Annotated in this window: 17 protein-coding genes; 3 read left to right on the top strand and 14 right to left on the bottom strand. The window is 51.8% G+C overall.

Annotated elements, in window-relative coordinates; translation table 11 throughout:
- Positions 1-36: 36 nt before the first annotated feature.
- The 7 genes from acpP to IE074_RS14760 form a co-directional block, all read right to left on the bottom strand.
- Entirely contained in the window at positions 37-273 is a 237-nt protein-coding gene (gene acpP / locus IE074_RS01595; RefSeq protein ID WP_189383680.1) for an acyl carrier protein, read from the bottom strand.
- Between the two features lie 256 nt (positions 274-529).
- Positions 530-1,276 (bottom strand): 3-oxoacyl-ACP reductase FabG, encoded by a 747-nt coding sequence (fabG, locus tag IE074_RS01600; protein ID WP_189383681.1) that lies wholly within the window; start codon positions 1,274-1,276, stop codon positions 530-532.
- A 9-nt stretch (positions 1,277-1,285) separates the two neighbouring features.
- Positions 1,286-2,218: an ACP S-malonyltransferase gene (gene fabD / locus IE074_RS01605; RefSeq protein WP_189383682.1), complete on the bottom strand. Its 933-nt coding sequence runs from the start codon at positions 2,216-2,218 to the stop codon at positions 1,286-1,288.
- A gap of 24 nt (positions 2,219-2,242) precedes the next feature.
- Positions 2,243-3,217 (bottom strand): beta-ketoacyl-ACP synthase III, encoded by a 975-nt coding sequence (locus IE074_RS01610; protein WP_189383683.1) that lies wholly within the window; start codon positions 3,215-3,217, stop codon positions 2,243-2,245.
- A 57-nt stretch (positions 3,218-3,274) separates the two neighbouring features.
- Entirely contained in the window at positions 3,275-4,324 is a 1,050-nt protein-coding gene (gene plsX / locus IE074_RS01615) for a phosphate acyltransferase PlsX (protein ID WP_189383684.1), read from the bottom strand.
- Positions 4,325-4,382: 58 nt separating this feature from the next.
- The gene (rpmF, locus tag IE074_RS01620; protein ID WP_189383685.1) at positions 4,383-4,565 is read right to left on the bottom strand and encodes a 50S ribosomal protein L32; all 183 of its coding nucleotides are present in this window, start codon (positions 4,563-4,565) and stop codon (positions 4,383-4,385) included.
- A 64-nt stretch (positions 4,566-4,629) separates the two neighbouring features.
- Entirely contained in the window at positions 4,630-5,238 is a 609-nt protein-coding gene (locus tag IE074_RS14760; RefSeq protein ID WP_229793843.1) for a YceD family protein, read from the bottom strand.
- 106 nt (positions 5,239-5,344) lie between these two features.
- Between IE074_RS14760 and IE074_RS01630 the strand changes: the two genes are divergently transcribed.
- A complete protein-coding gene (locus IE074_RS01630) occupies positions 5,345-5,959 on the top strand; it encodes a Maf-like protein (RefSeq protein ID WP_189383686.1) in 615 nt (204 codons plus the stop codon).
- On the top strand, positions 5,952-6,662 hold the full coding sequence (locus tag IE074_RS01635) for an SAM-dependent methyltransferase (protein WP_189383687.1): 711 nt from the start codon (positions 5,952-5,954) through the stop codon (positions 6,660-6,662). The genes IE074_RS01630 and IE074_RS01635 overlap by 8 nt, the downstream gene beginning before the upstream one ends.
- Positions 6,663-6,674: 12 nt before the next feature.
- Here IE074_RS01635 and IE074_RS01640 read toward each other — a convergent pair whose 3' ends face one another.
- Genes IE074_RS01640 through IE074_RS01655 form a run of 4 tightly spaced genes read right to left on the bottom strand, consistent with a single transcriptional unit; the run spans position 6,675 to position 9,878 of the window.
- Positions 6,675-7,502, bottom strand: coding sequence for an N-acetylmuramoyl-L-alanine amidase (locus tag IE074_RS01640; RefSeq protein ID WP_229793844.1), 828 nt, complete (start codon positions 7,500-7,502; stop codon positions 6,675-6,677).
- Positions 7,503-7,533: 31 nt separating this feature from the next.
- Positions 7,534-8,202 carry a protein-methionine-sulfoxide reductase heme-binding subunit MsrQ gene (gene msrQ / locus IE074_RS01645; RefSeq protein WP_189383688.1) on the bottom strand — a complete coding sequence of 223 codons (669 nt, stop codon included), beginning with the start codon at positions 8,200-8,202 and terminating at the stop codon, positions 7,534-7,536.
- 18 nt (positions 8,203-8,220) lie between these two features.
- The gene (locus IE074_RS01650; protein ID WP_189383689.1) at positions 8,221-8,898 is read right to left on the bottom strand and encodes an HAD-IIIA family hydrolase; all 678 of its coding nucleotides are present in this window, start codon (positions 8,896-8,898) and stop codon (positions 8,221-8,223) included.
- Between the two features lie 23 nt (positions 8,899-8,921).
- Positions 8,922-9,878, bottom strand: a complete 957-nt coding sequence (locus IE074_RS01655; RefSeq protein ID WP_189383690.1) for an RluA family pseudouridine synthase — start codon at positions 9,876-9,878, stop codon at positions 8,922-8,924.
- Positions 9,879-10,418: 540 nt separating this feature from the next.
- Between IE074_RS01655 and IE074_RS01660 the strand changes: the two genes are divergently transcribed.
- Complete coding sequence (locus IE074_RS01660; RefSeq protein WP_189383691.1) at positions 10,419-13,577, top strand: Rne/Rng family ribonuclease; 3,159 nt, start codon at positions 10,419-10,421, stop codon at positions 13,575-13,577.
- A 157-nt stretch (positions 13,578-13,734) separates the two neighbouring features.
- Here IE074_RS01660 and IE074_RS01665 read toward each other — a convergent pair whose 3' ends face one another.
- The 3 genes from IE074_RS01665 to IE074_RS01675 all read right to left on the bottom strand — a co-directional run bounded on the left by IE074_RS01665 (position 13,735) and on the right by IE074_RS01675 (position 16,744).
- Positions 13,735-14,700 carry a Bug family tripartite tricarboxylate transporter substrate binding protein gene (locus IE074_RS01665; RefSeq protein WP_189383692.1) on the bottom strand — a complete coding sequence of 322 codons (966 nt, stop codon included), beginning with the start codon at positions 14,698-14,700 and terminating at the stop codon, positions 13,735-13,737.
- Positions 14,701-14,853: 153 nt separating this feature from the next.
- Entirely contained in the window at positions 14,854-15,036 is a 183-nt protein-coding gene (locus IE074_RS01670) for a hypothetical protein (protein WP_189383693.1), read from the bottom strand.
- 13 nt (positions 15,037-15,049) lie between these two features.
- Positions 15,050-16,744 carry an FAD-dependent monooxygenase gene (locus IE074_RS01675; RefSeq protein ID WP_189383694.1) on the bottom strand — a complete coding sequence of 565 codons (1,695 nt, stop codon included), beginning with the start codon at positions 16,742-16,744 and terminating at the stop codon, positions 15,050-15,052.
- Positions 16,745-16,791: the final 47 nt, after the last annotated feature.

Raw genomic sequence — 16,791 nt, forward strand, 5'->3', positions numbered from 1 at the left:
TTGACCCGTAAAGGATCAATGGCTGGTACGGCTACATTAAGCTTTATTCTTGTTAATGTACTCAACAGCTTGCAGAACTGTTGTGATTTTTTCTGCTTCTTCGTCTGGAATCTCTGTTTCGAACTCGTCTTCCAGAGCCATTACCAGCTCAACCATATCCAGTGAATCGGCACCTAGGTCGTCAAGAAAAGAAGACTCGTTTTTGATTTCAGCTTCATTAACGCCAAGCTGTTCTGCGACAATCTTCTTGACGCGTTGTTCGATGCTATCCATTTAACTCTCCAAAGGGAATGAATCCCGCGAATTATAGCCAACTGCTTATAAAATGCAAAAGGCTGTTTTGACAAAAAAAATTATTTTAGCAAATAAGCATTAAAAAACTTATAAAACCAAAATACCATCCAAAAAGTTAAAATGCGTGTACTGCCAACTGTGCATTTTATTCAAAATTAATCTTTTGTCTTTAAAAAAAGACAAACAGGGCAAATAAATTATTTTCAATGCCCCTTAACGTGCCGGAAATACAGCACTACTGCATGTACATCCCGCCATTTACATGCAGGGTTGTACCGGTAATGTAAGCAGCGGCAGGGCTGGCCAGAAACGCCACTGCATTGGCAACGTCTTCAGGCTGGCCAAGACGGCCCAGGGGAATCTGGCTTAGCAATGCCGTGGTTTGCGACTCACCCAGGGCACGCGTCATATCGGTATCGATAAACCCGGGCGCCACACAATTGACGGTAATGTTGCGACTGCCAAGCTCACGGGCCAGTGCCCTGCTCATGCCGGCAACACCTGCTTTGGCGGCGGCATAATTGGCCTGTCCGGGGTTGCCACTTGAACCAACCACCGACGTTACATTAATGATACGGCCCGAACGTGCTTTCATCATGACCTTGAGAACGCCACGTGACATGCGGAAAACCGAGCCCAGATTGGTATCCATGACCGCAGACCAGTCTTCATCTTTCATGCGCATGGCCAGACCATCGCGCGTAATACCTGCATTATTGACCAGGATATGGGGCGCCCCCTCTTTGGCCAGTTCTGCAAGCAAGGCATCGCAGGAAGCGGCATCGGTGACATCAAGCACCACGCCCCTGCCACCAAAGCCGGACAAATCGGCGCTTATACCTTGCGCACCGGACTCTGAGGTGGCTGTACCAATAACGGTGGCACCACGCTTGGCCAGCTCAAGCGCAATGGCCTTGCCCAACCCACGTGTTGCACCAGTAACCAGGGCAACCTGACCACTTAACTCTTTAACTTCAGACATTGTTATTCCTTATCCCTTCAAGGTTTCCAGGGCAGCCTGCAAGGACGCGGGATCGTAAATGGAGATCCCTGTCATTTCAGGCTCGATTCGTTTAACCAGGCCACTTAACACCTTGCCCGGACCACATTCAACCACATGGGTCACGCCCTGCTGTTTCATGGAACGGATGGTTTCCACCCAACGCACGGGATGCCACGCCTGGCGCACGAGTGCGTCACGAATGGCTTCCGGTGTTGCAGCCACCGCTACATCAACGTTATTGATCACATCAACGGAAGGCATCGCAATTGTAATGCCTGACAGCGCTTTTTCCAAAACACTGGCGGCTGGCTTGAGCAGACTGGAATGAAAAGGAGCGGAAACAGGCAGCGGCAGGGCACGTTTGGCACCAGCCTGTTTGGCCAGGTCGCAGGCACGTTCTACCGCACCCTTATGACCGGCAATGACAACCTGGGCAGGCGCATTGAAATTAACGGCCTCGACCACTTCAGACTGTGCCGCCTGGGCACAGACCTGGCGCACGGTATCATCATCAAGACCAAGAATGGCTGCCATGCCGCCTGTTCCCACCGGAACGGCAGCCTGCATGGCATCAGCCCTTATCCTTACCAAACGCACGGCATCTTCAAGCGAGAATGAACCGGCCGCCGCCAATGCGGAATATTCACCCAGACTGTGACCAGCCATTAACGCCGGCTGTGGACCTGCCGCCTGCACGTATGCCTGATAAATGGCATAGCTGGCAGCCAGCATGACAGGCTGGGTATTGGTGGTTAAATTAAGCTGCTCAGCCGGACCTTCGGCAATTAACGCAGCCAGATCCTGACCAAGCGCCGCCGAGGCACGTTCGATAATTTGCGTGACGATCTGGTTTTCTGCCCAGCTATTAAGCATGCCTACGGTTTGTGAACCCTGGCCCGGAAATACAAAAGCAATTTTCATGTTGGTTTGTCTCTTGAAATTAGTTTACATGCGCACCAGGGCGGAACCCCAGGTAAAACCACCGCCAACGCCTTGCATCAGCACGCAGTCACCCGACTTGATGCGACCGTCTTTGCGAGCGGCATCAAAAGCCAGGGGCACACTGGCTGCCGAGGTATTGGCATGCTCAGCAACGGTTGCCACGATTTTTTCAGCAGGCAGGCCCAGCTTGCGTCCAAGATAATTGATAATGCGGATATTGGCCTGATGGGGAACCATCCAATCTATGGCATCCAGGGATACACCCGCTTTCTCACAAACCTGATGCGCCGATTTTTCAAGCACGGTTACAGCCTGCTTGAACACAGCCTGTCCATCCATACGCAGGAATGGATCACCGGTTACCAAACCGTTTTCGATACGCCCGGGGGTATTCAATATCGTATTAAGAGAACCGTCGGCATTAAGCTGGGTGGCAAGAATGCCAGGCTCTTCAGAAGCCTGAAGCAGCATGGCACCGGCACCATCACCAAACAGTACGCAGGTACCGCGGTCATTCCAGTCTAAAATACGGGAAAAGGTTTCTGCACCTATCACCAGTGCGCATTTGGCATTGTTCGCCTTGATGAAGCTGTCTGCCGTTGCCAGTGCATAAACAAAACCGCTACACACGGCCTGCACGTCAAAAGCTGCACCGCCCTTGATACCCAGGCGGGATTGCACGATACAAGCCGTGCTTGGAAAGATGAAATCGGGCGTGGAGGTGGCAACGATAATCAGATCAATGTCAGCAGCATCGATACCGGCATCTTCAATGGCACGCCGGGCGGCAATGACAGCCAGATCACTGGTTTTTTCATTGTCACTGGCCAGATGACGCTGGCTGATACCAGTCCGGGTCATAATCCATTCATCGGATGTTTCTATGCCTTTTTCTGCCAACCTGGCGGCCAACTGGTCGTTAGTAACACAGTTTTCCGGCAAATAACTGCCTGAACCTATAATTTTTGCAAAACTCATGACCAACTCCTTGGGCCATGCCTGGATTGAAGGGGCAGGCACAGCGTTTTATATTTTTTATTTCTGTTCGATGGTACTTTCAGCATTATCCCGGTCTATTCTTTGCGTCATCTGGGTGACTGCCGTTGCGGTTTTCTCAAGCAACCCCCTGACAACCGCACCACGGGCCCGTTCAATGGCCCTGGTATAAGCAAAAATATCTGCCGAACCGTGACTTTTGAAGACAATTCCGCGTAAACCCAACAGGGCAGCACCATTATAGTTGCGATTATCAACACGATCACGGAAACGGTTCAGCACCGGCCGGGCAACCATACCTGCCGCCATTGTAAGATAGTTTCGGGTAAATTCCTGTTTTAACATGGTACCGATCATTTTAGCCAAGCCTTCAAGCGACTTCAGGACCACATTACCCACAAAGCCGTCACACACCACAATATTGGTGGTTCCCTTGAAAATATCATCGCCTTCAACGTTGCCATAAAAATTCAGGCCGCTGCAGTGCAGCAGGGCCGATGCCTCTTTGACAACCTCATTGCCTTTGATGGCTTCTTCACCAATATTAAGCAAACCAACTGTTGGTTTCTGGATATTGTCGATCGCTTCGCACAGCGCCACACCCATGATGGCGAACTCCAGCAAGTGCTGGGCAGAACAATCGACATTGGCACCCAGATCCAGCATGGTGGTAGCCCCACCTTTCTGGTTGGGTATGGCAGTGGCAATGGCAGGCCTGTCAATGCCTTCCATGGTTTTTAACACATACCGTGAAATAGCCATTAAAGCACCGGTATTACCTGCCGAAACAAGCGCATCCGCCCTTTTCTCTTTGACCAGGTTAACACCAACCCGCATGGAAGAGTCTTTTTTACGACGCAAAGCGACCTCAACCGGATCATCCATTGCCACCACTTCAGAAGCAGGAACAATTTCAAAACGGCTGAGGTCGCCTGGATTTGCTTGCCTGAGAGCCTGTTCAATTTGTTCAGGAACGCCAGTTAACAGAAAATGCGTGTCAGGATACTGCCGTGCAATCTGCACAGCAGCAGGAACAGTCACGGGCAGGCCGACATCACCGCCCATGCAATCTATAGCAATACGTACCACGATAGTAATAAACAGGCCACGCTTGACAACAGCGCGGCCATATTCTCAACTTGACCGATTATTCGTCGTTTTTTGTTTTCAGAACTTTACGGCCACGATAGATGCCGTTAGGACTGATGTGGTGACGCAGGTGCAATTCGCCAGTTGTTGACTCGATTGCTGTAGCCGGTGATGTCAAAGAATCGTGTGAACGGCGCATATTGCGTCTTGAAGGTGACTTTTTGTTTTGTTGAACAGCCATGATGACTCCAAAAAATGTTGTATTAAATAAGGTAATACAAACTAAAAACTATAAACTGTAAAAATTACCGCTTTTTGAGCTGTTCCAGCACCGCGAATGGCGAAGAAGGCTTTTCGAGCTCATCGTCGGGCAGCGCCGCCTGTGAAGGACAACTCTCGTGCCGTGGCACGTAGGGCAGACTTAAAATTAAATCGTCCTCAACCAAATCGAGCACACTCATGTGCCGGGAAGAAAGGATTTTCTCGTCGAGAGATTCCTCTATTTCGCCCGATTCAGTCAAATCACTGTGAAGATCGGCCTCGGAAGTAACCAACTCCAGCACCGACTCATTATTTACATCAAACCTGAATAAACCAAGACAACGCTGGCAGACAAGCTGCGGACTGGCCTGCACATGCAAACGCAACAACCGTTTGCCACGCGCATCTTTTTCACCTTTCAGTGACCAGACAACCATACCGCTTTCATCTGTTAATTGCTCGGGCAAATCTTGCGTAAGCCTTAAAAAGGCACCTAAAGGTGTCTTGCCGTTTACCTCACCGGCCCGGCGCACAAAATCAAGGGAATCAATAAAAAGACCCTTGCCTGAACCCGCCTGGCTTTTCGCCGCCAGGCTTTCAGCTTGGCTTTTTTCAGCCTGGCCTTTTTCGTTACTCCCTTTTTCGTTACTCATGTCCTTGCCCGTTCCTTATTCCCTGCACTTCTTGATTCAAGGTTTGCACAAATATCGGAAAACATAGGATAATAACCCGTTATTTATCATTTGGTCAATTAAAACAATGACAAACCGTGTTTCCCGTCTTATTCTTGCGTCATCTTCCCGCTACCGAAAAGAAATGCTGGAGAGACTCCGCCTCCCGTTTGAAGCGATCTCCCCTGACATTGACGAAACCCCGCATCCGGGCGAAACACCCGCCCGGCTAGCCTTGCGGCTTTCAGTCGAAAAAGCGATGGCCATTGCGGCCAACCACCCAGACAGCATCATTATTGGTTCAGACCAGGTCGCCACACTTGATGGCTCGCCCATTGGCAAACCCGGCAACTTTGACGCAGCAAAAAAACAACTGCAGGCACTATCTGGCCAATGCGTGGAATTTCATAGTGCACTGGCCGTTACCGATGGCAGCAGAACCGAATCGGCAGACATCATTACGCGATGTTATTTCAGGCAACTCAGCGATGCTGAAATTGTACACTACCTTGAAATTGAAAAACCCTTTGACACCGCCGGCAGTGCAAAAGCCGAAGGATTGGGCATTACCCTGATGGAAAAAATGGAAAGCGACGACCCGACGTCTATTATCGGCCTGCCTTTAATTACCCTGGCCCGGATGCTCCGCTCATTTGGCATTAACCCCACCCTGTCTGCCCAGGAAAACCCGCATCATGACTAAAACCCTGCACCTGATACCCGTTGGCCTGGGCGAGGCCCCCACTTCTTCGTGGTTGCCCGCTGATGCCCAGGCACTGGCTTCGCGCCTTACCTGTTATATTGCTGAAAACGCCAAAACCGCCCGCGCTTTCCTGAAACTGATTGGCACTCAAAGCCCCCTGCAGGAAATCACCATTCATACGCTTGGTGCAAAAACAAGCGCGGGCGAAATCAACCAATGGCTGAATGATGCCGGCCCAAACAGCGAAATCGGCCTGGTGTCCGAGGCCGGCTGCCCCGCTGTTGCCGACCCGGGCGCCAAAGTTGTCATGGCGGCCCATAAAATGGACATCCGCGTCATTCCATGGGTAGGACCTTCCTCTATCTTGCTGGGCTTAATGGCCAGTGGCCTTGACGGGCAACGTTTTGCTTTTCATGGTTACGCCCCCGTCAACCCCGCCGAACGCGGCAAACAACTGAAAGCCTGGGAAGCCCAATCAGCCAAACTGCAACAAACCCAGCTGTTTATAGAAACCCCCTATCGCAATGCTGCCATATTTGAGTCTTTGCTTAACGCCCTGCGACCCGATACCCGACTGTGCATTGCACGCTCTGTCACCACCCGGGAAGAATGGATCAAGACCAAAACCATTGCCCAATGGAAAGCCGGCCCGGCCCCCGAACTGGATAAAAAACCCACCCTCTTCCTGTTTTTGGCCAGTTGATGGCTTAACCGGCTAGCTGTCTTCCTGCGTGGCCAAGTCCATTAAAATCGCGGCCGTTTGGATGTCGGGCTGGCCGTCATGGCGTTGCGGGCGGTAGTGCATCTGAAACGCCTGCAGCACCCGCCGGGTTGACGCTTGGGCCCCGGGCCCAAATTCCACCTCGTAACCAATATGCCGCAGTTTTTCCTGAAACCACAGTAAATCCGGCACACCTTCCACCGCCAGGCGGGCCTCGTATTGGCGGACACGGTTTTCATCATACCAGCGCCCTATACCCTGCCTGGCCAACGCTTCCCAGGGAAACACAGGACCAGGATCAATTTTACGCTGCGGAGCAATATCACTATGTCCCACAATATGCTTTGCCCTGACCTGATGGCGCTGCGCCAGATCACGCAATAACGCTGCCAGCAACGCTATCTGTTCGGGCGAATAGGCATCCCACTGCGTTTTTTGCTCGTCCAATGGCCCAAGATTAACCACCTCAATACCAATAGACATGGCATTAAGATTTTTATAGCCATACCACTGGCTGATACCGGCATGCCAGGCCCGGCGATTTTCATCCACCAGACGATACAACACGGGATACCTTCCGGCTGTTAGCAGATAATGGGCACTGACCCTGTTTTGCGTAAGAATCCGCAATGAATCGGCATTGTTTTCAGAGGTGTAATGCAAAACGATAAAACGAACCCGACTGTCCTGTGCCAACGCGACAAAAGATTCATCTACCGGGTAATCAGACCGCGAACAAGCCAGCAGCATTAACAGGCCAAATACACCTGACAAACCCCGAAACCACCTGACCGCCAAATACATTGAATCTGTTCGCAACATGGCTACGCCCTTTCCTCATGCAAGCATGCCTTTATGACCCGGAAGGCCGACCAGAGCCTTGCGCATTTCCCACTGAATCGACAATGGCCTGTACCTTGCGGCGTACCATTACCGCATTTACCACACGCCAAAGCAGCAGAAAAGCCATCAGCAGCGTAAACACAACGGGTGCCACCAGGCTTTGCCCTTCTTCGTGCATTTTCCAGAAATGAATAATAACCAGTATGCCAACCCCATACACGGCACGATGCAAACGCTGCCAATTACGCCCCAGTTTGCGAATGGACTTCTGACGAGAGGTGGCCGCCAGCACGCACATGATGGAAAAAGACAATATGCCCAGCAGGATATATGGGCGATCGGACAGGTCCTGGAGCATGAACGAAAAGCTGAGTTTGCGATCTAGCCATAGCCAGGCGATCATGTGCAAAAAAGCATAAAAGAATGCGTACAAACCCAGCGTTCTGCGCCAGCGCAGCAGGGCCGGTTGCCCCAGAATTTGACGAACGGGTGTGACAGCCAACGCAAGACACAACATGCCCAAGGCCCATTGCCCGCTGGAGCGGGCAAAAAACAAGGCTGGCTCAGCCGTCATGCCACCTATACTGTCCAGATAAAACCAGCGCATTACCGGCAACAAACCCAGTAAAAAAACAACGGGCTGAACGCGGTCAATACTTTCGGCTTTCCAGGTTTTCATTTCGTTTCCTTGCCAGGCTCAGGAAAGCGCCTGGCTTCCATTGGTTTTGCAATGCATTTGCAACAGGCCTGCAAGACCGGCAACATCATCAACAATACGGGTAGGCTTGCTTTCATTAAGCTCACGCAGGCTATGCGCACCATAAGTCACTGCAATACTTTCAACGCCGGCATTATGCGCCATCAGGATATCATGGGAGGTATCGCCAATCATGACGGTCTCTTCAGCCGGTATCGCCAGGGTTTCCATAAGCTCATTCAGCATTTGCGGATGGGGCTTACTGAATGTTTCATCAGCCGTGCGGGTGGCGGCAAAATAATGCCCCAGTTTTTTCTGCTCAAGCACCCTGTCCAGCCCCACCCTGCTTTTTCCAGTCGCCACGGCCATCGTGACCCCATTATCACGAAGCTCTTCGAACAGCGTAGAGATCCCATCAAAAAGACACAAATCGGGATCACGGGTGAAATAATGAAACTTGTAGCGCCGGATAAATTCAGGCAACTGTTCGGCCGTTAAGGTTGGCACCACCTTATAAAGGGCACTTTCCAGCGACAGGCCAATAACCCATCTTGCCTGCGCCGCAGATGGCACTTCCAGACCCAGATCCCGACAGGCCGACTGTATGGCCTGCACGATAGACTGGGTAGAATCAATAACCGTTCCATCCCAGTCAAATACAACCAATGAATACCGCATATTACGTTACCAACCTATAAAAATTAAATCCGCTGCTCTTCCAATTGCCTAAGGACATGCTGGCAAGCCACTGGCAACGGAGCCTCAAACTCCATGGTTTCACCACTAATGGGGTGTGGCACCTGAAGACGGTGTGCATGCAAAAACATGCGACTGAAACCATGACGTGCAAAATATTCCCGGACTTCATCCTTGCCGTACTTCTCATCCCCGACAATCGGAAAACCACTGGCCGCCAAATGCACCCTGATTTGATGAGTCCGGCCGGTGCGCAGCTCGGCACCCACCAGCGTATATTTCCCGAACCGTTGCACGCCAGTGACAATGGTATGGGCAAAGCGACCTTCCTTGTCGACCCGCACCCGGCGTTCTCCGCCCGGAGTAAGATATTTGGTGAGTGACAGTTTGACATGCTGCCGGTCATTGACCCAATCTCCGCACACCAGGGCAAGATATTGCTTGCGTCCACGCGATTCTCGCATAATTTCATGCAAGGCAACCAGCGCCGGGCGTTTTTTGGCAATCATGAGCAAACCCGACGTTTCCTTGTCCAGGCGGTGCGCCAGCTCCAAAAACCGGGCCTCAGGCCGGGCGGCACGCAGTTGTTCAATAACCCCGAATGAGACCCCGCTCCCTCCGTGCACGGCAACACCGGCCGGTTTATCTATAACCAGCAGGGCATCATCTTCATAAACCACAGGAAACTCGGCGCCCGGCACTTTGCGGGGCGCATCGGGCTCGGCCGTGCGCAAGGGTGGAATACGCACCTGGTCTCCCACCTGCAGGCGATACTCGGCCTGGATCCGGCCTTTGTTGACCCGCACCTGTCCACTGCGAATGGCTTTGTAAAGATGGCTTTTCGGCACTCCTTTGCACACCCGGATCAGAAAATTATCGATCCGCTGATCGGCAGAATCGACATCAATCGTGACCACTCTTACAGAAAAAGATGAATTATTATCAGAAGTTTGTTTCCACATACACAAAAGAGCTCTATAATTCCCTCACCATATGAAGATCGGTGTGGGAAGATCGGGCGTAGAGAAGCTAAAAAAGCTGTTTCCGCCAAATCGTTAAAATCACATTGTACTGCTACTATCAAACAGCCGTACCTGTATTTCTCACCCGCTTCAGAGTTACTGGTCACCAAGCAGGCAACGCTTACTGTTTTGTTATTAATGCGGCAGGAAAATCATCTGCCCACAAAAAAGCCTCTTAGCCTGTTTGCTGTACGAATGAATGAATAAAAAACGCCTAATTTTTATTCCAGACTGGCATCGTCTATGCGCCGTCTGGAATATACACAGAAGTTATTAAAAAATTGAGTTTATCAATAAATATCAATTATCTGCAGACCGGGTCCTCTCCTGCTTTCAATCAAGGAACCACACCCGTCAATCAAGCGTATACATGCGCGGAGTACCTGCGCGCGTTCATTTTACCCTTTCATTCGCACCCAAGTAACTCTGTGGTTAATGCATACGATGTCCGTTGCATTAGTTAAACGGAGAATACCTTAAATGAAACGCATGTTATTTAATGCGACGCACCAAGAAGAACTACGCGTCGCGATTGTAGATGGGCAAAAACTCATCGACATCGACATCGAAACAGCAGGCCGGGAGCAACGCAAAGGCAGCATTTACAAAGCCGTCATCACCCGGATCGAACCCGGACTTGAAGCCTGCTTTGTCAACTACGGCCATGACCGTCACGGTTTCCTGCCATTCAAGGAAGTGGCCCGCAGCTACTTCAAGGAAGGCATCGATGTCCGGGGTGCCCGCATCCAGGATGCCTTAAGTGAAGGCCAGGAACTGATCATCCAGGTTGAAAAAGAAGAACGTGGCAACAAAGGCGCCGCCCTTACCACCTTTATTTCCCTGGCTGGCCGTTATCTGGTATTAATGCCCAATAACCCTCGGGGCGGTGGTGTTTCACGCCGCATCGAAGGTGAAGAGCGCCAGGAGCTGCGAGAAGCCATGGATCAGCTTGACTTGCCTGCCGGCATGAGCATGATCGCCCGCACGGCGGGTATTGGCCGTTCGGTTCCCGAGCTGGAATGGGACCTGAAATACCTGCTTCAACTCTGGAACGCGATTGACTCGGCGGCCAAGGAATATCCTGCTCCGGTGCTTATTTACCAGGAATCCAGCCTGGTCATTCGCGCCATCCGGGACTATTTTTCGCCCGACATCAGCGAAATCCTCATCGACACCGATACGATTACCGAACAGGCTGTCGCGTTCATGAAAGACGTCATGCCCGACAACGTCAATCGCGTCAAACGTTACCGTGACGATATCCCCCTGTTTTCCCGCTTCCAGATCGAACACCAGATTGAAACGGCCTATTCACGTACGGTTCAGCTCCCGTCTGGCGGCGCGATTGTGATTGACCACACCGAAGCCCTGGTGGCCATCGACGTCAACTCGGCACGCTCTACCCGCGGCACCGACATCGAGGAAACCGCCTTGCGCACCAACCTTGAAGCAGCCGAAGAAGCAGCCCGCCAGCTGCGTCTGCGTGACTTGGGTGGCTTGATTGTCATCGACTTCATCGATATGGAAGACAGCAAGAACCAGCGCGCCATTGAACAAAAACTGCGTGATGCCCTGCATTTTGACCGGGCACGCGTCCAAATGGGCAAAATATCGCGTTTTGGCCTTATGGAACTGTCGCGCCAGCGCCTGCGCCCCTCCCTTAACGAAGGATCGCACATTACCTGCCCACGCTGTAACGGTACCGGCGTAATCCGTGATGTTGAGTCCAGTGCCCTGAATATCCTGCGCCTGCTGCAGGAAGAGGCCATGAAAGACAACACGGCGGCCCTGCATGTACAACTGCCTGTAGAAGTGGCCACTTACCTGATGAATGAAAAGCGGTCCGACATCGTCAAAATGGAGTCCCGCCTTAAAATCAATGTGGTACTCATTCCCAACAAGCACCTGGAAACTCCTCATCATCATATCGAACGCATTCGATATGATGACAATCGCCTTGATGAACCCAAAACCAGCATTGAGCTGATTGAACAGCCCAGCACCATCGTGACCTGGGAGTCCAGCACTGAAAAGGCGGTTCATAACGAACGTCCCGAAGCCCTGGTCAAGAGCATTTCACGTGACCAGCCAGCACCGGTGATTCCTGCACCCAAAACAGAATCCTTGACACCTGCTCCACAGCCTGGTTTGTTCAAACGCCTGTTAAGCTGGTTTGCGGGCGAAAAAGCCGCAGCACCAGAAGCCGAACAGCAAAAAGAAGACAAGCCGCGTCAGGCTAACCGTGGAAAAACCGGCCAGCGCACCGAGCGCAACACCGGTCGCAACCGCCGCAACACGGAAAAACGTCCTGAAGCTGCTGAAACCGAAGAGGACAAGCGTCGCAATCCACGTACGGCCAAGCCCCGCGCCCAGGACAGCCGCAACAAGGAGCGTGAAGCCAAGGCCACTCCAGCAGAAACCGTTACCGACACCGATACCAGCCAGTCTGCCGATGAGACCGGTTCACGCTCACGCAACCGCCGCAGTCGCCCACGTAACCGTCGTGAAAACACCAGCGACAACAAAGAGCAGAACCTGAACCAGGACAACGCAAATCCTGAAAGCACCAGCGATGAAGCGCCTGCCAAACAGCGTCCTGCCAGGGTGAAAGCCGAGCCAGAGGCTGTCCAGGAAACTGAAAACACCACCACCAAAGCCGCGGCAACTTCTGTGGTAGCCACCATGGCCGCCCTGCCGGCCAGCGAAGTCGCCGAAGACACTGCCAATGAAGACCTGGCAGAAAACACCGCCACATTTGATGAGGAAACCGGTGAGGCGCTTGATCCAAACAAACGTCGTCGCCCACGCCGCCGCAGCCGTCGTACCCGCCGTCCTGCCGATGAACAGGGAACCACAGAAAACACATCGGCATCGGCTGCTTTTGTACCTAATGAAGTTCTCTTGGCCAAAGCGGAAAACCTTGCCCAACACCCCCCTGAGGCGGCACCGACTGCCAAGGCGGAACCAGCGCAAGACAACGTAACTGCAGAGACACAGGAAGCCATTACAACGGCCACCCCATCAGCTCAGGAAACATCTGTCGCTGCTCCTGCTGAGCAAGCCCCTGCCAAACAGGCTGAAACCATTGTGACTGCACCTGCCGAAGCAGAGCCTGTTGCAACAGTTAGGGCTGAACCCGCACTCATCAACGCTGAACCCGCTACGGTAACAACAGACTCAACAGCCACAGGCAACCAGCCTGCTTTGCCTGTAGAGACCAGCCGACCTGACACTGCCGAGCCTGACTCGTTAGCCAGTATGCCAGCAGAACAGCCGGTCATTACAGAAACGGTGCATGCAAGTGTGACTGAAAGCGGCTCCGCTATTGAAAGCGCACCCGCTTCTGTGGCAGAAACAGCCGCTAAAGAAGTGGCAAGTCCAGTGGCAGTATCTGCAGAAAGCGAAGCTGTTGCACAAATCGCTGACATCACAGCAGCACAAACCACGGAATCAGCCCCTGCAACCGGTACGCAGACTTCACTTGAAGAAATTGCCTCCAGCACCGGCATGCAATGGATTGAAACCAAGGCCAGTCTGGTACAACAAGTGGAACAACCCAAACCCAAACTGGGACGTACCCGCAAAGCTGCAGCAAAAACAGAAGAAGTACCATTGGAAATAGTGGAAACCAAAAAATAAGTTTCCCCTAACGTCGATGCCCAAGAAAAAGCCCCTGGAAAAATTCAATTCCTGGGGCTTTTTTACTGCCTGCAATCTTTCATACTGCCCGTCCTGCATGCCTTCAAGGCTTCAAGACTTGCCCACCCTGAAAGGGCGGACAGCACCTTGAATAACATTAATCCAGCGTGATATTACCTGCCTGGATCACTTTCGCCCATTCCTCACGCTCTTTGTCAGAGTAGGCCTTGAATTGCCCGGCTGTCATTGGCATGGTTTCAATACCCATGGCATTGATTTTCTCGCTCACCTCAGGATCTTTCAGGGTGGCCAGCAAATCAGCTGAAACTTTCTCAACCACTTCCTGGGGCAACCCACCCGGACCAACCAGACCTTGCCATGCATAGGCCACAAAACCGTCCACACCAACTTCATTCATGGTAGGCACGTCGGGCAGCACATTGGCCAAACGTTCGGGTACCGCCACGGCCAGCACACGAACCTTACCCGCCTTGATATTGGGCAAGCCGGAACCCAGGTCGGCAAACATCAAGTCTACCCGTCCGCCAATCAGATCTTGCAATGCCGGTGCAGCGCCCCGATACGGAACATGCAAAATATCGGTATTGGTTAGCTGCTTGAAGCGCTCCAGCGCCAGATGGTGCGGAGAACCGGCACCCGCTGAACTGGCTGACAGCTTGCCCGGTTCCTTGCGGGCGGCTTCAAGCAGGTCTTCCAGTTTCTGATAGGGTGAATTTGCCGGAACAGCCAGCACCAGCGGGAAACGGGCCAAACCGCCAAGGTAGGTGAATTTGGCGGGATCGTAAGTTAACTGCTTGTACAAAGACGGGTTAAACGCCAAAGTACCGGAATCGGCCGTGCCCAAAACATAACCGGTAGGGTCGGCATTAGCCACTGCGGTTGCGCCAATACTGGTGCCACCACCGGGTCGGTTTTCAATGACCAGCGGCTTGCCCAGATGTTTTTCAAGATTGATGGCAACCGTACGGGCAATCACATCGGTGCCACCACCGGCCGGATAGGGCACTACCCAACGAATGGGCTGCTCGGGCCATGCGGCCTGCGCCACCCCTGAAACACCTACGGCCGTAAGCAGCAACAGCTTGTTAATTGATTTGATCATGGTTTTATCTCCTTCCAGTTACTATTTATACGCTACCCGCCTCAGTATTTCGGGTACGCAATTACATTAAAATAAAAAAACGAAACACGACAAATACGAATGGGCAAGACACTTTCATGCCTTACCCCAGTACCGTCAAAAAACTAATAAGGCCTAGTTTTCAAATGTAGCCGCATCATTAATAAGATGGCAGATTTTGTCTGCATCTGCAATCTCGTTACCCAGCAACAAAACCAGTTTGGTCAGAAACAGGCTACGCTTTTCCTCGGGTAAACTGTCAATGGCAAATGACAGGCTATCGTATACTTTTTCAAGGCTTTGAATATCAATACTCATTTTTCACCCCTCCTCAGGCAGATTTTTTAATGAATTTCTGGAACGCGTTTTCCAGGGAACCCGGTACATATTTTTTCCAGCGTCCGCAAATATGATGATCGGGGCGAACCAGATAAACCTGTCCCTGGCTTGCCCCGTAACGGCTTTGCAGCAATTGTGCATCTACCCTGAAAGTTTTATCGGCACCAGCGGTAGCCGTGTTTTCAGAAGACAGGACAATGACCTTGAATGGTACACCCTGACTTCTTAGCTCATTGACTTCTTTTTGCAATGAATCGGGCAGGCTTTCTTCGTTGCCAAAATAAACAATATTAAAATCCAGACCCAGCTCGTCGTAGAGATACTGTTTGCCAGACAGCTTCAGATTGGGAATAGGTGCGCCATTTTCCAATTCCGGTATCATGTCCTGGTTATCATCGCCAATACTGTTAACAGGAGAAGAACGGTACACATGGGCACGGGAAGTTCTCCAGTGAAACAGCGGACGAACGAATTCGTGCTTCAGGGACAGGGACAGCGTGGCATCGCGCAGCAAACGGAAACCATCGGTGGGCGGTGCCATGAAACGTGTGCTTTTACCCGCTTCATCAATAATTTCCATGGCGGCACCAACGCGGTCATGGGTATACGAATTAAGCAGATAAGAAGAACCCCAGCCTTTAATGGTCGCGGCCAGTTTCCAGCATAAATCCATCACATCCTGAAAACCGGTATTGGCACCACGCACGCCAAAGATGGGCAGCATATGGGCGGAATCACCCGCAAACAGGATACGGTTGTGTACGTATTCAGGCAAGGTAAGCGCACGGGCTGAATATACCGAATACCAGTCAAGCTCCCATTGCTTGTCTTCGTACCCCATCATTTTAAGCTGTGCATTAACCGCTTGATTAATATTTTGCAGATCCAGCGCCTCTTCATTGGAGACATGGGCCGGCAATTGATAGTCAAAACGCCAGATATTGTCAGGCTCTTTATGCAGCAAAATGGTGTTGCCAGGGTTCCAGTCGGGTGAAAAATAAGCCAGACGCTCGGTAGGCAAAGGCAAGTCGATGCGAATGTCCACAATCACAAAGCGGCCTTCATAACTATTGCCTTCCATGGTTAGGCCCATGCTTTGGCGCACTGCAGAACGGGCACCGTCTGCGGCAATCAGCCAAGGGGTTTTGTAAGTGTATTCGCCTTCAGGCGTATCCACCACCAAAGTCACTTCATGCTCATCTTGCGAGAATGAAGTCAGATGATTGCCCCAGCGCAATTCAATCAGGGGTTGCCTGGCTGCCTCTTCAACCAGATAGGTTTCCAGGTGGTTTTGCTGCAGGTTATTGAGGGGCGGATAACTATCCTGGGGATCAACCGGATTTTCCATGCGGAAAACCCGCTTGCCGCTATAAAAAGAATTGCCGCTGGTCCAGGACAGGGCTTTTTCCATAATGCGATCGGCCACGCCAGCAACCTTCAGGATTTCCATGGAGCGACGGGTATAAACCAGGCCCCGGCTGCCTTCTGACACTTGCTGCTCTGACAGGAGCACGATGTTTTTAATGCCGTGCCTGGCCAGGATAAGTGAGGCCACCAGGCCAATAGGGCCACCGCCTACAATGGTGACAACGCCATTGGACCGGGCAGGATCAGACGGAAAGGTATGCGGGTAAACAGTGTATGAGTGATACAGGGATTGACGCGGAACAGTAACAGGCGTATGCATAATGTCTCCAGAAATGGATATTATTCAATTTATGTTTATGAAATAAG

The organism is Advenella faeciporci, assembly GCF_014652395.1.
In the GTDB taxonomy this organism is placed as follows: domain Bacteria; phylum Pseudomonadota; class Gammaproteobacteria; order Burkholderiales; family Burkholderiaceae_B; genus Advenella; species Advenella faeciporci.

Coding starts and splice junctions, on each gene's coding strand:
- IE074_RS01630 (WP_189383686.1), top strand. CDS start 5,345: ATGACAAACCGTGTTTCCCGTCTTATTCTTGCGTCATCTTCCCGCTAC.
- IE074_RS01665 (WP_189383692.1), bottom strand. CDS start 14,700: ATGATCAAATCAATTAACAAGCTGTTGCTGCTTACGGCCGTAGGTGTT.
- fabD (WP_189383682.1), bottom strand. CDS start 2,218: ATGAAAATTGCTTTTGTATTTCCGGGCCAGGGTTCACAAACCGTAGGC.
- IE074_RS01670 (WP_189383693.1), bottom strand. CDS start 15,036: ATGAGTATTGATATTCAAAGCCTTGAAAAAGTATACGATAGCCTGTCA.
- rpmF (WP_189383685.1), bottom strand. CDS start 4,565: ATGGCTGTTCAACAAAACAAAAAGTCACCTTCAAGACGCAATATGCGC.
- IE074_RS01660 (WP_189383691.1), top strand. CDS start 10,419: ATGAAACGCATGTTATTTAATGCGACGCACCAAGAAGAACTACGCGTC.
- acpP (WP_189383680.1), bottom strand. CDS start 273: ATGGATAGCATCGAACAACGCGTCAAGAAGATTGTCGCAGAACAGCTT.
- fabG (WP_189383681.1), bottom strand. CDS start 1,276: ATGTCTGAAGTTAAAGAGTTAAGTGGTCAGGTTGCCCTGGTTACTGGT.
- IE074_RS01675 (WP_189383694.1), bottom strand. CDS start 16,744: ATGCATACGCCTGTTACTGTTCCGCGTCAATCCCTGTATCACTCATAC.
- IE074_RS01635 (WP_189383687.1), top strand. CDS start 5,952: ATGACTAAAACCCTGCACCTGATACCCGTTGGCCTGGGCGAGGCCCCC.
- IE074_RS01610 (WP_189383683.1), bottom strand. CDS start 3,217: ATGAGTTTTGCAAAAATTATAGGTTCAGGCAGTTATTTGCCGGAAAAC.
- IE074_RS01655 (WP_189383690.1), bottom strand. CDS start 9,878: ATGTGGAAACAAACTTCTGATAATAATTCATCTTTTTCTGTAAGAGTG.
- IE074_RS01650 (WP_189383689.1), bottom strand. CDS start 8,898: ATGCGGTATTCATTGGTTGTATTTGACTGGGATGGAACGGTTATTGAT.
- IE074_RS01640 (WP_229793844.1), bottom strand. CDS start 7,502: ATGTTGCGAACAGATTCAATGTATTTGGCGGTCAGGTGGTTTCGGGGT.
- IE074_RS14760 (WP_229793843.1), bottom strand. CDS start 5,238: ATGAGTAACGAAAAAGGGAGTAACGAAAAAGGCCAGGCTGAAAAAAGC.
- msrQ (WP_189383688.1), bottom strand. CDS start 8,202: ATGAAAACCTGGAAAGCCGAAAGTATTGACCGCGTTCAGCCCGTTGTT.